14 protein-coding genes are annotated in these 16275 nt (G+C 59.8%); 1 reads left to right on the top strand and 13 read right to left on the bottom strand.

The genetic code is table 11. The annotated features are described in order from the left end of the window. Window positions 1–126: 126 nt before the first annotated feature. From K3725_RS15835 to rpsL, 10 genes are all read right to left on the bottom strand, one after another. Window positions 127–1509 (bottom strand): ATP-binding protein, encoded by a 1383-nt coding sequence (locus K3725_RS15835; protein ID WP_260016248.1) that lies wholly within the window; start codon window positions 1507–1509, stop codon window positions 127–129. Window positions 1510–1963: 454 nt separating this feature from the next. Next, window positions 1964–2260, bottom strand: a complete 297-nt coding sequence (locus K3725_RS15840; protein ID WP_039188990.1) for a 50S ribosomal protein L23 — start codon at window positions 2258–2260, stop codon at window positions 1964–1966. Next, window positions 2257–2874 carry a 50S ribosomal protein L4 gene (gene rplD / locus K3725_RS15845; protein ID WP_019298499.1) on the bottom strand — a complete coding sequence of 206 codons (618 nt, stop codon included), beginning with the start codon at window positions 2872–2874 and terminating at the stop codon, window positions 2257–2259. The genes K3725_RS15840 and rplD overlap by 4 nt, the downstream gene beginning before the upstream one ends. Beyond that, window positions 2871–3575, bottom strand: a complete 705-nt coding sequence (gene rplC, locus K3725_RS15850) for a 50S ribosomal protein L3 (protein ID WP_260016249.1) — start codon at window positions 3573–3575, stop codon at window positions 2871–2873. Before rplC ends, rplD begins: the two co-directional genes overlap by 4 nt. Before the next feature lie 18 nt (window positions 3576–3593). Continuing rightward, a complete protein-coding gene (gene rpsJ / locus K3725_RS15855; protein ID WP_019298501.1) occupies window positions 3594–3908 on the bottom strand; it encodes a 30S ribosomal protein S10 in 315 nt (104 codons plus the stop codon). 302 nt (window positions 3909–4210) lie between these two features. Next, the gene (locus tag K3725_RS15860) at window positions 4211–4915 is read right to left on the bottom strand and encodes a hypothetical protein (protein ID WP_260016250.1); all 705 of its coding nucleotides are present in this window, start codon (window positions 4913–4915) and stop codon (window positions 4211–4213) included. A gap of 394 nt (window positions 4916–5309) precedes the next feature. After that, window positions 5310–6485, bottom strand: a complete 1176-nt coding sequence (gene tuf, locus K3725_RS15865; RefSeq protein ID WP_260016251.1) for an elongation factor Tu — start codon at window positions 6483–6485, stop codon at window positions 5310–5312. Window positions 6486–6548: 63 nt separating this feature from the next. Next, window positions 6549–8666 (bottom strand): elongation factor G, encoded by a 2118-nt coding sequence (gene fusA / locus K3725_RS15870; protein WP_260016252.1) that lies wholly within the window; start codon window positions 8664–8666, stop codon window positions 6549–6551. Between the two features lie 18 nt (window positions 8667–8684). Next, on the bottom strand, window positions 8685–9155 hold the full coding sequence (rpsG, locus tag K3725_RS15875) for a 30S ribosomal protein S7 (protein ID WP_019298618.1): 471 nt from the start codon (window positions 9153–9155) through the stop codon (window positions 8685–8687). Between the two features lie 15 nt (window positions 9156–9170). Beyond that, entirely contained in the window at window positions 9171–9542 is a 372-nt protein-coding gene (gene rpsL / locus K3725_RS15880) for a 30S ribosomal protein S12 (RefSeq protein ID WP_008204009.1), read from the bottom strand. 374 nt (window positions 9543–9916) lie between these two features. On the opposite strand from rpsL, the gene K3725_RS15885 reads away from it, so the two are divergent. Beyond that, window positions 9917–10744: a putative rhamnosyl transferase gene (locus K3725_RS15885; protein WP_260016253.1), complete on the top strand. Its 828-nt coding sequence runs from the start codon at window positions 9917–9919 to the stop codon at window positions 10742–10744. Here the strand turns inward: K3725_RS15885 and K3725_RS15890 are convergent. From K3725_RS15890 to K3725_RS15900, 3 genes are all read right to left on the bottom strand, one after another. Further along, a complete protein-coding gene (locus K3725_RS15890; protein WP_260016254.1) occupies window positions 10713–11597 on the bottom strand; it encodes a DMT family transporter in 885 nt (294 codons plus the stop codon). The genes K3725_RS15885 and K3725_RS15890 overlap by 32 nt on opposite strands. 134 nt (window positions 11598–11731) lie before the next feature. Further along, window positions 11732–15973 (bottom strand): DNA-directed RNA polymerase subunit beta', encoded by a 4242-nt coding sequence (rpoC, locus tag K3725_RS15895; protein ID WP_260016255.1) that lies wholly within the window; start codon window positions 15971–15973, stop codon window positions 11732–11734. Next, window positions 15973–16263, bottom strand: a complete 291-nt coding sequence (locus tag K3725_RS15900; protein ID WP_260016256.1) for a hypothetical protein — start codon at window positions 16261–16263, stop codon at window positions 15973–15975. Before K3725_RS15900 ends, rpoC begins: the two co-directional genes overlap by 1 nt. Between the last annotated feature and the right edge of the window lie 12 nt (window positions 16264–16275).

Genomic DNA, 16275 nt, shown 5'->3' on the forward strand with positions numbered 1-16275 from the left:
CGGAAACAGTCCTGAGAAATGCAGAGGCCCCGGAGGTGATCCGGGGCCTGAAGGCTCCAAGGAGCGAATATGGCCTGAAAAGCTTGGTGGCTACGATAACTTTCTGAAGATCAGATCCTAAAGTTATTAGGAGGGTTTCCGCCAAGCAGATTTAGGCCCTTTCAATTCAGGGATTTGCTCCAGCATTCCGGCATCCCGAAGCTTGTAGAATTCGATCTTCACAAGGTTTTCAGATTTTATCCCTGTAATTTCCCTTGCCTGTCGATTGGTTATCCGATCATGACTTTCGAGAAAGGTCATAATCGCCTCACCTGGAGTTGCCAGAGGGGCATGTGGGAGGCGAACCACTACGTAGTTCCCTTCCTCAAAAATTTCTGGGCTTTTTAGACCGAACTCTTTCATCTTCTGAAAAGTTGTGTTGAGCCCTTCCCCGAGGTCCTTGTTTGGCGGTTCTTTGTAGCGGTTTAGTGTTCGAACAATCTTAGGATTACGCGAAAAACGAGCATCCAGAATGTTTTCTACGGTCACATAACCAGGAAGCTTTCCAGGACTATGAATCTCGATTCTGTCATCAAAGATATAAATCTGGACGTCGTCAGAGATCGAATAGTCCCTGTGAATAATCGCATTGGCGACAGTTTCCCACACTGCTTCGGGAGGGTATTCGAGCGTTCCAATCCCATCCGCTGTCCACACCTTGACTTTGGACATCATCTCCGTCACCGCGCCTGCAGATTGGCTGATCAGCTCATAGAGCGGTCCTTCAAGCGTGATCTGCTCAGCGAGATGTTCCCGTTCAGGATCGTCTTCTCTAGTCTCGTATCGGGAAATTTTCACAGCGCACTTACGTGGCATTACAGCGCTAGGCACAGGATGAAAGAGCAATGCCGCCGCGGCCCTAACTTCCCAGGTTTTGTAGTCGACTAGATTTTGGTTGATAATAAATTCCAAAGAGTCAGTCTTTGGCGAGTAGTCACCAAGAAATTTGACCACCTCCGGTGCCTCTGTGATTAGTTCTGTCGGCAGGCCAGCCAGAACGCTGTCCTCAAAAGATGTGGCCCCTTTCGAAAATGCAAGTTCCTGGATTCTGCCTGGATCCTTAATGGTGATGGATTGAGCTCCGTGGCGTACCACGACCCGCCCATCAGAAGTCGAAAGAACTTCCGCGGATTTTTCTATCGTGAGTCGTAGTAGATAGCCCTCTGCAATGTCACACGTAAGTAGCTCATAGCGCACGTTCACAGCAGGTTTGATGTCAAAGACTGCTTGCAGACCGGAGTTCATTGCCTCGATCTCGGAGAACCCATCCCACCGGTCTATGGCATCTTCGGCTTCACTCTTGTCCTTGATACCAACAACGAACTCGCCGCCATCCGCATTCGCGAATGCAACCGCAATCTTTTGTATTCCACGTCCATCAATCTTCTTGGCCTTGTGATCAAAAAAGTGACTTTCTTCGCGGTCTGCGATTGCCTCGAATTCCTCAACGGAGATGTTGGATGTTTTCAAGCTTATTCACCTGTGCCATTAGTGCCTTCCGGCAGAAGCTATGACGATATCCCACTGAAATCCACTACAATTCAGATGCTTGTCCACCTCTGTCAAAAAATGCTCTTGCATGCACAAGGGCTTTGACGGCGAGCCAGCTTCCCTAACAACCCCAGCGGCTTCCTCGCGGCGACCTGCGGCCTTGATTCCGCGCCGGGGTCCAGGCTCCTCTGCCGCGCTTTGGGAACTTGGCTCGCCGGTCATTTGGGTCCGCCCAAGCCACCCGTTGCGTCCCCACCGTACGCCCCGCTTCCCGGATCTTAACCGCCAGCGGCTATACAGGACCGGAGACCTTCGAAAAGGACCCCGCCATGCCCGCACTCACACCAGTCGCCCTTTGCCCCATCAAGGATGGCCCCAACGAAAAAGGCCCCCGCTTGCGCGAGGGCCTTCCAATTTGTCAGAGAGGCAAATCTCAGAGTCCGGTGGACACGTCGATGGTGTTGCCTTCTTCCAGAGTGACATAGGCTTTTTTCACGTCTTTCCGCTTGCCCATCTGGCCGCGGAAACGCTTGACCTTACCCTTGGTGACGGTGGTGTTGACCGCTTTCACCTTGACGCCAAAGAGAGCCTCGACAGCTTCCTTGATCATCGGCTTGTTGGAGTCGATTGCCACTTCGAACACCACTGCGCCGTTCTCAGACGCCATGGTGGATTTCTCGGTGATGATCGGCTTGCGGATCACGTCGTAGTGTTCTGCCTTCACGCTCATTTCAGACGAGCCTCCAGTGCTTCGACACCCGCCTTGGTGATCACCAGGGTGTCACGCTTCAGGATGTCATAGACGTTGGCACCGATGGTCGGCAGGATGTCCAGACCTTCGATGTTGCGCGACGCTTGCAGGAAGCCTTCGTTGACCGCTGCGCCGTCGATGATCAGCGCGCGTTTCCAGCCCAGGTTTTTCACCTGCTTGGCCAGAGCGGCAGTCTTGCCTTCGGAAGCAGCGTCCTCGATGATGACCAGTTCGCCCGCTTTGGCTTTGGCGGACAGCGCGTGGCGCAGGCCCAGCTTGCGGAACTTCTTGGTCAGCTCGTGGCCGTGCGAACGCGGGGTCGGACCCTTGTAGATACCACCCTTGCGGAAGATCGGCGCGTTGCGGTCACCGTGGCGTGCGCCGCCGGTGCCCTTCTGGCGGTAGATCTTCTTGGTCGAATAGGAGGTCTCCGAGCGGGTCTTCACCTTGTGGGTGCCGGCCTGCGCGTTGTTGCGCTGCCAGCGGACCACGCGGTGCAGGATGTCCGCACGCGGCTCCAGGCCGAACAGGTCTTCGGACAGTTCGATGTCGCCCGCTTTGCCGCCGTCCAGTTTGATCACGTCAAGTTTCATGCTTCACCACCTTCCGCGGCAACTTCCGCAGTTTTCAGAGCGGCCGGGAACGGCAGGCCCTCGGGAGCTTTCTTCTTCACGGCGTCCTTGACGGTAACCCAGCCGGATTTCGGGCCCGGTACGGCGCCCTTGATGAAGACCAGGCCGCGCTCGGCGTCGGTTTTCACCACTTCCAGGTTCTGGGTGGTCACGCGGGCTGCGCCCATGTGGCCGGCCATTTTCTTGCCTTTGAAGACCTTGCCCGGGTCCTGACACTGACCGGTCGAACCGTGCGAACGGTGCGAGATCGACACACCGTGCGAGGCGCGCAGGCCGCCGAAGTTGTGCCGTTTCATGGCACCGGCGAAACCTTTACCGATCGAGGTGCCGGTCACGTCCACTTTCTGGCCAGCCAGGAAGTGTTCGGCCGAGATCTCGGCGCCGACTTCGATCAGGCCGTCCGCGGGAACGCGGAATTCGACCAGCTTGCGCTTGGGTTCGACCTTGGCAGCTGCGAAGTGGCCGCGCATGGCTTGCGAGGTGCGCTTTGCCTTGGCGGAGCCAGCACCCAGCTGAACAGCGGTGTAGCCGTCTTTTTCCTCGGTGCGCTGAGCAACGACCTGCAGGCCGTCCAGGGACAGAACGGTCACAGGGATCTGCTTGCCGTCTTCCATGAACAGGCGGGTCATGCCCACTTTCTTAGCGATAATTCCGGAACGCATAATCTATACCCTCCGAACTTACGACTGCAGCTTGATTTCGACGTCAACGCCGGCAGCCAGGTCGAGCTTCATCAGCGCGTCCACGGTCTGCGGGGTCGGGTCGACGATGTCGAGAAGGCGCTTGTGGGTGCGGATCTCGAACTGGTCGCGGGATTTCTTGTCCACGTGGGGGCCACGCAGAACAGTGAATTTCTCGATCTTGTTCGGCATCGGGATCGGGCCGCGCACTTGCGCGCCGGTCCGCTTGGCAGTGTTGACGATCTCTTGCGTGGACGCATCCAGCACGCGATAGTCAAATGCCTTCAGCCGGATACGGATGTTTTGGCTTTGCATCGTACAGCCTTTTAGTCAGGCGTTGGGGTTGAGAGGAGGGCCTGCGACCACCGCAACCCCTCATCGAACCCAAAAGGCGGGAATCATCCCGCCCCAATTCGCACTTGGCGAACTCGCGCCCTATACGCGCTATGACCCGATGAGGCAAGGGGTTTCGCCGCGAAACCGTTGCGTTTGGGGAGAACGGTGCGTTTGGGGATTGTTAGGAGAGGTTAAGGGACAATAGTGGTAGGTAGATCACCCAGCATACAAAGACCGCCTTGCAGAACGCGATAGTTCCTCCTTCCAACTAAACTATTAGTTCAGTTGGCCATCTTCCCTCGAAATTCGGAAACAAGCTTCTTTATTAAAGGCACACACTCTTTATCGTATTCGTTCCAAGCTTCCCTGCGAAAACTTCTCTCGGCAGGCTCATCAATCGCCATTTCTCTGCTAATGAGTGAGCCATGTAATTTGTCGCAAACCGACCGAACCAGCTCGAAAGTATCTGTTTCAAAGAACAGTTCTTTTGATCGTGTTACTCGATCTAACTCGCTGAAAGCTGTGGCCGCTTCTGCAAACCTCTTTCGATCCACCATCCGTGAGAAACTCTTTTGAACATCAGACGACGCCAAAATCTCCCTCATTTGCCAGACTTGAAGATCAAACGACTGCAGATACTCCTCTCTAGCCGCTTGATCCATTCTACTCAGATCAGAATACTGCTGAAGAGGAGAGATCGAAATAAGCAACTTTTCTTGAGCACTCTTTAATGCTTCCCAAACACTGAGCATCGCTTCGAACTGCCTTTCTTGAAGACGAATTCGAGCGCGTAGCGCACCATCAATTTCTGCTCGAAGATGCTCTAACTCTTTCGCCTTATCGTGTCTGAACGCTTCAAGCTGCTTTGAAAACTGCGCTTCCAGCCAACCTGCCGCAAGGGCTTTAAAAACAGCGAAAGCGACAACTGCTCCGCCCCCTCCCGCAGTGAGGATGGTCAGAACAATTGATTGAACGTTTGTATCCATTGGACCCACTTATGAAAATTGGAAGAGATCAGCATAGTTGGCTGGATGCTTCGACCCTGATGCCCAACACCCCAAATAGAACTAAGCTCCCCAATAGAGTTCAGCGTCGTGAGTAAAGACCGTTCCACGATGAAGGAAAAGACAAATACAGTTATTTCCAAGAAACTTATCTGCCACAACAGAAAAGGGCCTCCCGGAGGAGGCCCTTTCTTAGATCAGAACCGTGTGGGCTCTCAGCGGTTTTCTAACGAAAACCGCCTGCCGCCCACCGTTTCAAAATCATTATTCAATGATTTTCGACACAGTCTTAGTGCGCGCGTCTCGGGATCATCGCGTTCAAACAAAAAGGGCGCCGCAAGGGCGCCCTTTCCGTTCGAACATTCGCTGATGCGAATTACTCGATGATCTTCGACACAACGCCAGCGCCGACGGTGCGGCCGCCTTCGCGGATGGCGAAGCGCAGGCCGTCTTCCATCGCGATCGGCGCGATCAGCTCAACGCCGAACTTCAGGTTGTCGCCCGGCATCACCATCTCGGTGCCTTCCGGCAGGGTCACGGTGCCAGTGACGTCGGTGGTGCGGAAGTAGAACTGCGGACGGTAGTTCGCGAAGAACGGGGTGTGGCGACCGCCTTCTTCCTTGGTCAGGATATAGGCCTCGGCTTCGAACTTGGTGTGCGGCTTCACCGATTTCGGCGCGCACAGAACCTGGCCGCGCTCAACGCCTTCACGGTCGATGCCGCGCAGCAGCGCGCCGATGTTGTCGCCCGCTTCACCGCGGTCCAGCAGCTTGCGGAACATTTCCACGCCGGTGCAGGTGGTGGTCTGGGTGTCGCGGATGCCGACGATCTCGATCGAGTCGCCCACGTTGATCACGCCACGCTCCACACGGCCGGTCACAACGGTGCCGCGGCCGGAGATCGAGAACACGTCTTCGATCGGCATCAGGAACGGCTGGTCAACCGCACGCGCCGGGGTGTCGATATACTCGTCGACAGCCGCCATCAGCTCTTTGATTTTCTCGGAGCCGATCGCGTCGTCGCGGCCTTCCATCGCCGCCAGCGCGGAGCCTGCGATGATCGGGATATCGTCGCCCGGGTAGTCGTAGGAGGACAGCAGCTCGCGGATTTCCATTTCCACCAGCTCCAGCAGCTCTTCGTCGTCGACCTGGTCAACCTTGTTCATGAACACGACCATCTTCGGGATGCCGACCTGGCGGCCCAGCAGGATGTGCTCGCGGGTCTGCGGCATCGGGCCGTCAGCAGCGTTCACAACCAGGATCGCGCCGTCCATCTGCGCCGCGCCGGTGATCATGTTCTTCACGTAGTCGGCGTGGCCGGGGCAGTCGACGTGCGCGTAGTGGCGCGCTTCGGTCTCATACTCGACGTGCGCGGTCGAGATGGTGATGCCGCGGGCTTTTTCTTCCGGTGCGCCGTCGATCTGGTCGTAGGCTTTGAAGTCACCGAAATATTTGGTGATAGCCGCGGTCAGAGTGGTCTTGCCGTGGTCAACGTGGCCGATGGTGCCGATGTTGACGTGCGGTTTATTGCGTTCAAACTTTTCCTTAGCCATGATGGCCTCCTTTTGTTTCGAGGGAGGCCCGCACAGTTTGCGAGCCCCCGTATTTACTGACGCTTACGCGTATTTCGCCTGGATCTCTTCCGAGATGTTCTGCGGCACCGGATCGTAGTGATCGAACTGCATGGTGAACTGGGCGCGGCCCGAGCTCATCGAACGCAGGGTGTTGATGTAGCCGAACATGTTGGCCAGCGGCACGAAGGCGTCGATGGCGATGGCGTTGCCGCGGTTCTCCTGGCCGGACACCTGGCCGCGGCGGGAGGTCAGGTCGCCGATGATGCCGCCGGTGTATTCTTCCGGGGTGATCACCTCAACCTTCATGACCGGCTCGAGCAGTTTCGCGCCAGCTTTGCGCATGCCTTCACGCATGCCCATGCGGGCGGCGATTTCAAAGGCCAGAACCGAGGAGTCCACGTCGTGGAACTTACCGTCGATCAGGGCAACCTTGAAGTCGATCACCGGGAAGCCTGCCAGCGGACCGGAGTCCATGACCGACTGGATGCCTTTTTCAACACCCGGGATGTATTCCTTCGGAACCGCACCGCCGACGATACGGGATTCGAAGGAGTAGCCTTCGCCCGGCTCTGTCGGGGAGATGATCAGTTTCACCTCGGCGAACTGGCCCGAACCACCCGACTGTTTCTTGTGGGTGTAGGAATGCTCGACCTCTTTGGAGATGGTCTCGCGGTAGGCCACCTGCGGCGCACCGATGTTCGCCTCAACCTTGAACTCGCGCTTGAGGCGGTCCACCAGGATGTCCAGGTGAAGTTCGCCCATGCCCTTCATGATGGTCTGGCCCGACTCGATGTCGGTTTCGACGCGGAAGGACGGGTCCTCGGCAGCCAGACGCTGCAGGCCCTGGGACATCTTCTCCTGGTCGGCCTTGGTTTTCGGCTCAACCGCGATCTCGATCACCGGATCGGGGAAGGTCATGGTTTCCAGAACGACCGGGTCGTTGACGGCGCAGAGGGTGTCACCGGTGGTGGTGTCCTTCAGGCCTGCCAGCGCGATGATGTCGCCTGCGAACGCTTCCGTGATTTCCTCACGGTTGTTCGAGTGCATCATCATCATCCGGCCAACGCGCTCTTTCTTGCCTTTGGTCGAGTTCAGCAGGGTGTCGCCCTTGTTCATCACGCCGGAGTAGATCCGGGTGAAGGTCAGGGAGCCGACGAACGGGTCGTTCATGATTTTGAACGCCAGGCCCGCAAAGGCCATATCGTCGTCCGCGCGGCGGGCGATGTTACGCTCTTCGTTCTCGTCGCCCGGCTTGAAGCCCATGTAGTCGACAACGTCCAGCGGGCTGGGCAGATAGTCGATCACGGCGTTCAGCAGCGGCTGCACACCTTTGTTCTTGAACGCGGAACCGCCCAGAACCGGCACGAAGTGCAGCGCCAGGGTGCCCTTGCGCAGCAGAGCGCGCAGGGTCGGCACGTCGGGCTCTTCGCCTTCCAGGTAGGCTTCCATGGCGTCGTCGTCTTCTTCGACGGCGGCCTCGATCATCTTGCCGCGCCACTCTTCGGCCATGTCCTTGAGCTCGTCGCGGATCTCGGCGTGGACCCAGGAGGCGCCCAGGTCTTCACCCTGCCACAGCCACTCTTTCATGGTGACCAGGTCGATCAGGCCTTCCAGCTCGTTCTCTGCGCCGATCGGGATACCAACCGGAACCGCGCGGGCGCCGGTGCGGTCTTCGATCATGCGGACGCAGTTGAAGAAGTCGGCGCCGATCTTGTCCATCTTGTTGACGAACACCATGCGCGGAACCTTGTAGCGGTCAGCCTGACGCCACACGGTTTCGGTCTGGGGCTCAACACCGGCGTTTGCGTCGAGAACGCAGACGGCACCGTCGAGAACCGCCAGCGAACGCTCGACTTCGATGGTGAAGTCAACGTGGCCGGGGGTGTCGATGATGTTCAGGCGGTGCTTCGGGGTGTCAGCGGTCTGACCGTCCTCGGTGCGTTCCCAGAAGGTGGTGGTCGCAGCCGAGGTGATGGTGATGCCGCGTTCCTGCTCCTGCTCCATCCAGTCCATGGTGGCTGCACCGTCGTGCACCTCACCGATGTTGTGGGATTTGCCGGTGTAATACAGGATGCGCTCGGAGCAGGTGGTCTTGCCCGCATCGATGTGCGCCATGATACCGAAGTTACGGTACAGGTCGAGGGGATATTCGCGTGCCATAGGTCTATGTCCTCCGGCTTACCAGCGGTAGTGGCTGAAGGCTTTGTTCGCCTCGGCCATCTTGTGGGTGTCTTCGCGCTTCTTGACCGCGGTGCCACGGGACTGGACGGCGTCCAGCAGCTCGCCTGCGAGGCGCTCTTCCATGGTGTTTTCGTTGCGGTTGCGGGCGGCAGCGATCAGCCAGCGGATGGCCAGCGCTTCGCGGCGCTCGGGGCGGACTTCAACCGGAACCTGGTAGGTTGCACCGCCAACACGGCGGGAGCGGACCTCGACGGACGGTTTGATGTTGTCCAGAGCTTCGTGGAAGACTTCAACCGGAGCGCGCTTGATCTTGCCTTCGACGCGGTCGAATGCGTTGTAAACGATACGCTCTGCGACCGACTTCTTGCCGTCGATCATCAGGTTGTTCATGAATTTGGTCAGAACGCGGTCGCCGAACTTGGCGTCGGGCAGAACTTCGCGTTTTTCAGCGGCGTGACGACGTGACATATCAGCCTCTCCTTCTTACTTAGGACGCTTCGCGCCGTACTTCGAGCGGCGCTGCTTACGGTCTTTGACGCCCTGGGTATCCAGAACACCGCGCAGGATGTGGTAACGGACACCCGGAAGGTCTTTTACACGGCCGCCGCGGATCAGAACCACGGAGTGTTCCTGAAGGTTGTGGCTTTCACCGGGGATGTAGGAGATCACTTCGAAACCGTTGGTCAGGCGGACCTTCGCAACTTTCCGCATAGCGGAGTTCGGTTTCTTCGGAGTGGTGGTGTACACGCGGGTGCAGACGCCGCGCTTCTGCGGGCACTGCTCGAGGTGCTGGGACTTCGAAACTTTACGCTTCGGCTGACGCGGCTTGCGGATCAGCTGCTGGATCGTTGGCATTCAGGTATTCCCCGTTTAGCAACTTGTCATGCACGCCGGCGCGTGCGGGTGATTTCGCTGCACCTGTGCGTCCACAAGCGCAAAAACCGCAATCGCTCCCATTCCGAGGTGAGACGACGCGGTGTGTTTACAGAGGATCCGGGTGGTAAAAGTGCCCGGACCTTGAGCCACTGCAATTTTGAATTCGGCTGACGAAGAATACACTCCGGGTGCCGGATAGGCGCGCGTATATGGGGAGTCGCGGGGGTTGTCAACAGCAGCCGGGCGCAGCGCGCCCGTATCAATGGCAGGCGCGCCTTGCACAACGGTTGCCAGCCTGCGCGCCACCCGCCATAGTTGCCGGTGCAGGCATTGGCAATACACGGATTTTCGATATGCAGGTCATCGGGCTGTGCCGGTTTTCCTACCCGGCGCTTGGCGGGTTTCAGGTTGAGCATGACACCGTGGCGGAGCGGATTGCCTATCTCTACGCCGAGGACCGGATGGAGGAACGCTTCCGGCTGTTCGAGACCGTCGCCCTGCCCTCGCTGCGGGCGCAGACCGACGCCGATTTCGACCTGATCATCGTGACCGGCGACAGCCTGCCCCGGCAGCACCGCGACCGCCTGCACGATCTGACCGCGGATATGCCGCAGGTGCGGATCGTGGCAGAGCCGCCGCGCCGCCACCGGCAGGTGATGAAAGAGATCCTGAACGCCGCCCGCCGCAACCCGGACCAGCCCTGCCTGCAGTTCCGCGCCGATGACGACGACGCGGTGGCGGCCGAATTTGTCCAGCGGCTGCGGGAAACCGCGGCCGATTGCGCCGGGCTGCTGGAAAAGACCCCCACCGCCGCCATCGACTTCAACCGGGGCTACATCGCCGAGTTCGGCGCCGAAGGGATCACGGCCTCTGAACCGGCGGTGCGGTCCTATTTCACCGCGGCGCTGGGGATGTATGCAGGCGGCGGCGTGCGCCAGACCATCATGAACTTCGGCCACCACCGCATTCACCACCACATGCCGTCTGTCACCATCACCGATGTGCCGATGTGGGTGCGCAGCCACAACACCTATAACGACTCCCGCCAGCGCAATGCAGGCGCCGAGGCACTGGAACCGCTGACCCCGAAACAGGAGCGGGAGTTCGAAACCATGTTCGGCATCAAGGCCGCCCATGTGCGCGCGGTCTTCACACCCCAGCTGAGCGGATCCTGCGGCTGATCTGCCGCTCCCGGTAAAAGGTGAAGATCCCGGCTCCGGCAACCACCGCCGCGCCCGCCAGCGTCAGCAGGTCCGGCCATTCGCCGAACACCAGCCAGCCCAGCAGCAGCGCCCACAAGAGCCCGCTGTAGCGCAAGGGCGCGATCACCGCGATCTCGCCCACCCGCATGGTCATCACCGAACACAGGTAACCCGCAAAGATGAACAGCGCCGCGCCGGTCAGGATCAGCAGATCCATTCCCGTCACCGGCTGCCACGGAACCGCGGTGGACAGGGCAATGCCGAACCCCAGCACCGACAGCGACGACGCCAGCGTCACGGTCATCGACGGCACCTCCGGCGGCATCCGCCGGGTGACCAGGTCGCGGGCGGTGATGCAGGCGACCGAGGCCAGCGCATAAAGCGCGCCCTCGCTGAACCCCTCCGGCCCCGGCCGCACGATCAGCAGCATGCCGCAAAAACCTGCGGCAATCGCCGCCATCCGCCGCCAGCCCAGCGGCTCGCGCAGGAACAGCGCCGCGCTCAGCGTCACCGCCAGCGGCAGCACCTGCAAAACCGCGGTCACATTGGCAATCGGCATGCGCATCAGCGCGGTCAGGAACAGATAGGTGGCCGAGACCTCGCCTGCGCAGCGCAGGGCGATCATGCCCCAGGCGCGCGGCGGCAGCCGCAGGTGCAGCCCGCCCATGCGGCGGGCCAGCAGATAGATCAGGAAACTGGCAGCGATGCCGCGGATGGTCAGGATCTGCGCCAGCGGCAGCGCGCCGCCGATCAGCTTGACCAGCGCATCATTGAACGTATAGGCCGCCATCGCCCCGGTCATCAGCAGCGCGCCTGTCTGGTTCGGGGTCATCGCCGCCCTGCCATGAACATATCCATCCCTGCCTCCTCCCTGCCCCGCAACTGATAGACCCGGACGCAGGAACGGAAAAGCCCCCGCATGTCGCCATGCGGGGGCTTCCCTGTTTCTGTATCAGACCGCCGGTCTTAGTCGCGGCTTTCCGGGGTATCGACCAGGGTGTCGAGACCTGCGTCCATCACGTCCTCGTCGATCACCGGCGCAGCCAGGGCTGCAGCGGCTTCGGCTTCTTCGCGGCGGGCTTCCAGCACCACGTTGTCGCGGCCCTGGGCGATCTGGCGCACCCGCTGGGTGGCGCCGCCGGTGCCGGCCGGGATCAGGCGGCCCACGATGACGTTCTCCTTGAGGCCGACCAGCTTGTCCTTCTTGCCCTGCACCGAGGCCTCGGTGAGAACCCGGGTGGTCTCCTGGAAGGAGGCCGCCGAGATGAAGGAGCGGGTCTGCAAGGACGCCTTGGTGATACCCAGCAGGATCGGTTCGCCCTGAGCGGGGCGCTTGCCGCGGGCAAGGGCCTTCTCGTTGGCGGCGTCGAACTCCTGCTTGTCCACGTGTTCGCCTTTCAGCAGCGTGGTATCGCCAGAGTCGGAGATCTCCCACTTCTGCAGCATCTGGCGGACGATCACCTCGATGTGCTTGTCGTTGATCTTCACACCCTGCAGGCGGTAGACGTCCTGGACCTCGTCGATCATGTAGTTCGCCAGAGCCTCGACACCCATGATGGACAGGATGTCATGCGGCGCCGGGTTGCCGTCCATGATGTAGTCGCCCTTCTGGACATAGTCACCTTCCTGAACCGGAATGTGCTTGCCCTTGGGCACCATGTATTCGACGGCCTCCATCGACTCGTCCGACGGCTCGATCGCGATACGGCGCTTGTTCTTGTAGTCGCGGCCAAAGCGCACGTAACCATCAATTTCGGCGATGATTGCGTGATCTTTCGGACGGCGGGCTTCGAACAGTTCCGCAACGCGCGGCAGACCACCGGTAATGTCCTTGGTCTTGGCGCCTTCACGCGGGATACGCGCGACAACGTCACCGGCCATGATCTGCTGGCCGTCTTCGACCGACAGGATGGCGTCCACGGACATCGGGTAGGTCAGCGGGTTGCCCGCATCGCTGCGCACCGGCTCGCCGTTGCTGTCCACCAGAATGATTTCCGGCTTCAGGTCAGAGCCCTTCGGAGCCGTACGCCAGTCGATCACGATCTTCTGGGTCATGCCGGTGGCTTCGTCGGTCTCGTCGCGGACAGCCAGGCCCGAAACCAGGTCGACATACTTGGCGGTACCCGGCTTCTCGGCGATGATCGGCAGGGTATAGGGGTCCCACTCGAACAGCTTGTCGCCGCGGGCAACGGTCTGGCCTTCCTTGACGAACAGCTTGGAGCCGTAGCCCAGCTTGTGGCTGGCGCGCTCTTCACCGTGCTCGTCCTGGATGATCAGCTTCATGTTGCGCCCGACAACCAGGGTCTCGCCATTGGCGTTCTCCAGGGTGTTCGGCATCTCGAAGACGATCTTGCCTTCCTGGCTTGCTTCCAGGAACGACTGCTGGCCGCCCTGGGCAACGCCGCCGATGTGGAAGGTCCGCATGGTCAGCTGGGTACCGGGTTCACCGATCGACTGCGCCGCGATGATGCCGACGGCTTCGCCGGTGTTGACGCGGGTGCCGCGGGCCAGGTCACGGCCATAGCACATGGCGCAGACGCCTTCTTCGCTTTCACAGGTCAGCGGCGAGCGGATCCGGGTCGACTGCACGCCGGCCTCTTCCACTGCGTCGGCCATGCGCTCGTCGATCAGCTGGCCTGCGGCCACGATGATCTCTTCGGTGCCGGGCTTCTTGATGTCATCCGCAGCCACACGGCCCAGGATGCGCTCGCCCAGAGACGCCACGACCTCGCCGTCGTTCACAGCCGCTTCTGCGGTGATCGCACGCTCGGTGCCGCAGTCGATCTCACGAACGATGCAGTCCTGCGCCACGTCCACCAGACGGCGGGTCAGGTAACCCGAGTTCGCCGTCTTAAGCGCGGTATCCGACAGACCCTTACGGGCACCGTGGGTGGAGTTGAAGTACTCCAGAACGGTCAGGCCTTCTTTAAAGTTCGAGATGATCGGGGTCTCGATGATGTCGCCGTTCGGCTTGGCCATCAGGCCGCGCATGCCGCCCAGCTGCTTCATCTGAGTAACCGAGCCACGCGCACCGGAGTGGGCCATCATGTAGACCGAGTTCGGCTCCATCACGGCACCGTTCTCGTCCCGCTTGTCAGCGGAGATGGTGCCCATCATCGCTTCGGTGACCTTGTCGTTACACTTCGACCAGGCATCGACAACTTTGTTGTACTTTTCGCCCTGGGTGATCAGGCCGTCCATGTACTGCTGTTCAAAGTCTTTCACCTGATCGCGGGTCTCGTCGACAATGGTCCACTTGGTGTCCGGGATCACCATGTCGTCCTTGCCGAACGAAATGCCGGCCTTGAACGCTTCGCGGAAGCCCATGGTCATGATCTGGTCGCAGAAGATGACCGACTCCTTCTGGCCGCAGTAGCGGTAGACGGTGTCGATGACCTGCTGAACCTCTTTCTTCCGCAGCAGGCGGTTGACCAGTTCAAACGGCGCCTTGGCGTTCTTCGGCAGCAGCGCGCCCAGACGGACACGGCCCGGGGTGGTCTCGAAACGCTTGAGAACCTCGTTGCCTTCCTCGTCGATCTGGGTGATCCGCGCGGTGATCTTGGTGTGCAGATGCACTTCGCCGGCGTCCAGCGCGTGCTGAACCTCGTCGATGGTGCCAAAGATCTTGCCTTCGCCCGGCATGCCTTCGCGCTCCAGGGTCACATAGTAGAGACCCAGGATCATATCCTGCGAGGGAACGATGATCGGCGCGCCATTGGCGGGCGACAGAACGTTGTTGGTCGACATCATCAGGACGCGCGCTTCCAGCTGGGCCTCAAGGCTCAGCGGGACGTGCACAGCCATCTGGTCGCCGTCGAAGTCCGCGTTGAACGCCGAGCAGACCAGCGGGTGCAGCTGGATGGCCTTGCCTTCGATCAGCGTGGGTTCGAACGCCTGGATCCCCAGACGGTGCAGCGTCGGTGCGCGGTTCAGCATCACCGGGTGCTCGCGGATCACCTCATCGAGGATATCCCACACTTCGGGACGCTCTTTTTCGACCAGCTTCTTCGCCTGCTTCACGGTGCTGGACAGGCCCTTGGCCTCCAGACGCGAGTAGATGAAGGGCTTGAACAGCTCCAGCGCCATCTTCTTGGGCAGGCCGCACTGGTGCAGCTTCAGTTCCGGACCGGTCACAATCACCGAACGGCCGGAGAAGTCGACGCGCTTACCCAGAAGGTTCTGGCGGAAGCGGCCCTGCTTGCCTTTCAGCATGTCGGACAGCGACTTCAGCGGACGCTTGTTGGCGCCGGTGATGACGCGGCCGCGGCGGCCGTTGTCGAACAGCGCGTCCACCGATTCCTGCAGCATCCGCTTTTCGTTGCGGACGATGATGTCCGGCGCGCGCAGTTCGATCAGCCGCTTCAGGCGGTTGTTCCGGTTGATCACGCGGCGGTACAGGTCATTGAGGTCGGAGGTCGCAAAACGGCCGCCGTCCAGCGGAACCAGCGGGCGCAGTTCCGGCGGAATGACCGGGATCACGGTCATGATCATCCATTCCGGACGGTTGCCCGATTCCAGGAAGGACTCCACGACTTTCAGGCGCTTGATGATCTTCTTGGGCTTCAGTTCGCCGGTCGCCTCGGCCAGTTCGGCGCGCAGCGTTTCGGCTTCCGATTCCAGGTCGATCTGAGCCAGCATGTCACGGATTGCCTCAGCGCCGATGTTGGCGGTGAAGGCGTCCATGCCATAGGCATCCTGGGCGTCCATGAACTCTTCTTCGGTCATCATCTGACCATAGGAGAGGTCGGTCAGGCCCGGCTCGATGACGACGTAGTTTTCAAAGTACAGAACCCGTTCCAGGTCGCGCAGGGTCATGTCCAGCATCAGGCCGATGCGGCTGGGCAGCGACTTCAGGAACCAGATGTGCGCGACAGGTGCCGCCAGTTCGATGTGGCCCATGCGCTCGCGGCGCACTTTCTGCAGGGTGACTTCGACGCCGCATTTTTCACAAACGACGCCGCGGTACTTCATCCGCTTATATTTGCCGCAGAGGCATTCGTAATCTTTGATCGGGCCAAAGATGCGGGCGCAGAACAGGCCGTCGCGCTCCGGCTTGAAGGTCCGGTAGTTGATGGTCTCGGGCTTTTTGATCTCGCCATAGGACCACGACAGGATCCGTTCCGGGCTGGCCAGCGAGACTTTGATTTCGTCAAAGACCTTCGGCGGCGTCAGCGGGTTGAACGGGTTGTTGGTGATTTCCTGGTTCATCAGGTATCCTTTCCACTATCACGGCATGTGAACATGAAATGCTGTCCGGAGCCGGTAATTGCGTATGTGTGATGGAAGCCACTCATTTCGGAGTGAGTTTCGCAAATTGCCGAAGCAACCTCAAAAGCGTCCCAACCACTTTCGTAGGCTGCAATACGACCGGCAGCGTCACCGGTCGCATCTATTTCCAGGCTCACTTGAAACTGCGCTGCTTGGCCAGAATACCAACCAGCAACGAAAGTGGCTGCGCTCGTGATTAGCAACACAGCAACTATCGCAATCAGTTTCAAAGCGCGCCTCTG

It is taken from the genome of Leisingera sp. S132 (genome assembly GCF_025144465.1).
Lineage (GTDB): Bacteria > Pseudomonadota > Alphaproteobacteria > Rhodobacterales > Rhodobacteraceae > Leisingera.

Bases quoted from the DNA above. Each gene is read 5' to 3' on its own strand.
- rpsJ (WP_019298501.1), bottom strand. From the start codon at position 3,908: ATGCAAAGCCAAAACATCCGTATCCGGCTGAAGGCATTTGACTATCGC.
- K3725_RS15885 (WP_260016253.1), top strand. From the start codon at position 9,917: ATGCAGGTCATCGGGCTGTGCCGGTTTTCCTACCCGGCGCTTGGCGGG.
- K3725_RS15840 (WP_039188990.1), bottom strand. From the start codon at position 2,260: ATGAGCGTGAAGGCAGAACACTACGACGTGATCCGCAAGCCGATCATC.
- rpoC (WP_260016255.1), bottom strand. From the start codon at position 15,973: ATGAACCAGGAAATCACCAACAACCCGTTCAACCCGCTGACGCCGCCG.
- rplD (WP_019298499.1), bottom strand. From the start codon at position 2,874: ATGAAACTTGACGTGATCAAACTGGACGGCGGCAAAGCGGGCGACATC.
- rplC (WP_260016249.1), bottom strand. From the start codon at position 3,575: ATGCGTTCCGGAATTATCGCTAAGAAAGTGGGCATGACCCGCCTGTTC.
- fusA (WP_260016252.1), bottom strand. From the start codon at position 8,666: ATGGCACGCGAATATCCCCTCGACCTGTACCGTAACTTCGGTATCATG.
- rpsG (WP_019298618.1), bottom strand. From the start codon at position 9,155: ATGTCACGTCGTCACGCCGCTGAAAAACGCGAAGTTCTGCCCGACGCC.
- K3725_RS15890 (WP_260016254.1), bottom strand. From the start codon at position 11,597: ATGACCCCGAACCAGACAGGCGCGCTGCTGATGACCGGGGCGATGGCG.
- tuf (WP_260016251.1), bottom strand. From the start codon at position 6,485: ATGGCTAAGGAAAAGTTTGAACGCAATAAACCGCACGTCAACATCGGC.
- K3725_RS15860 (WP_260016250.1), bottom strand. From the start codon at position 4,915: ATGGATACAAACGTTCAATCAATTGTTCTGACCATCCTCACTGCGGGA.
- rpsL (WP_008204009.1), bottom strand. From the start codon at position 9,542: ATGCCAACGATCCAGCAGCTGATCCGCAAGCCGCGTCAGCCGAAGCGT.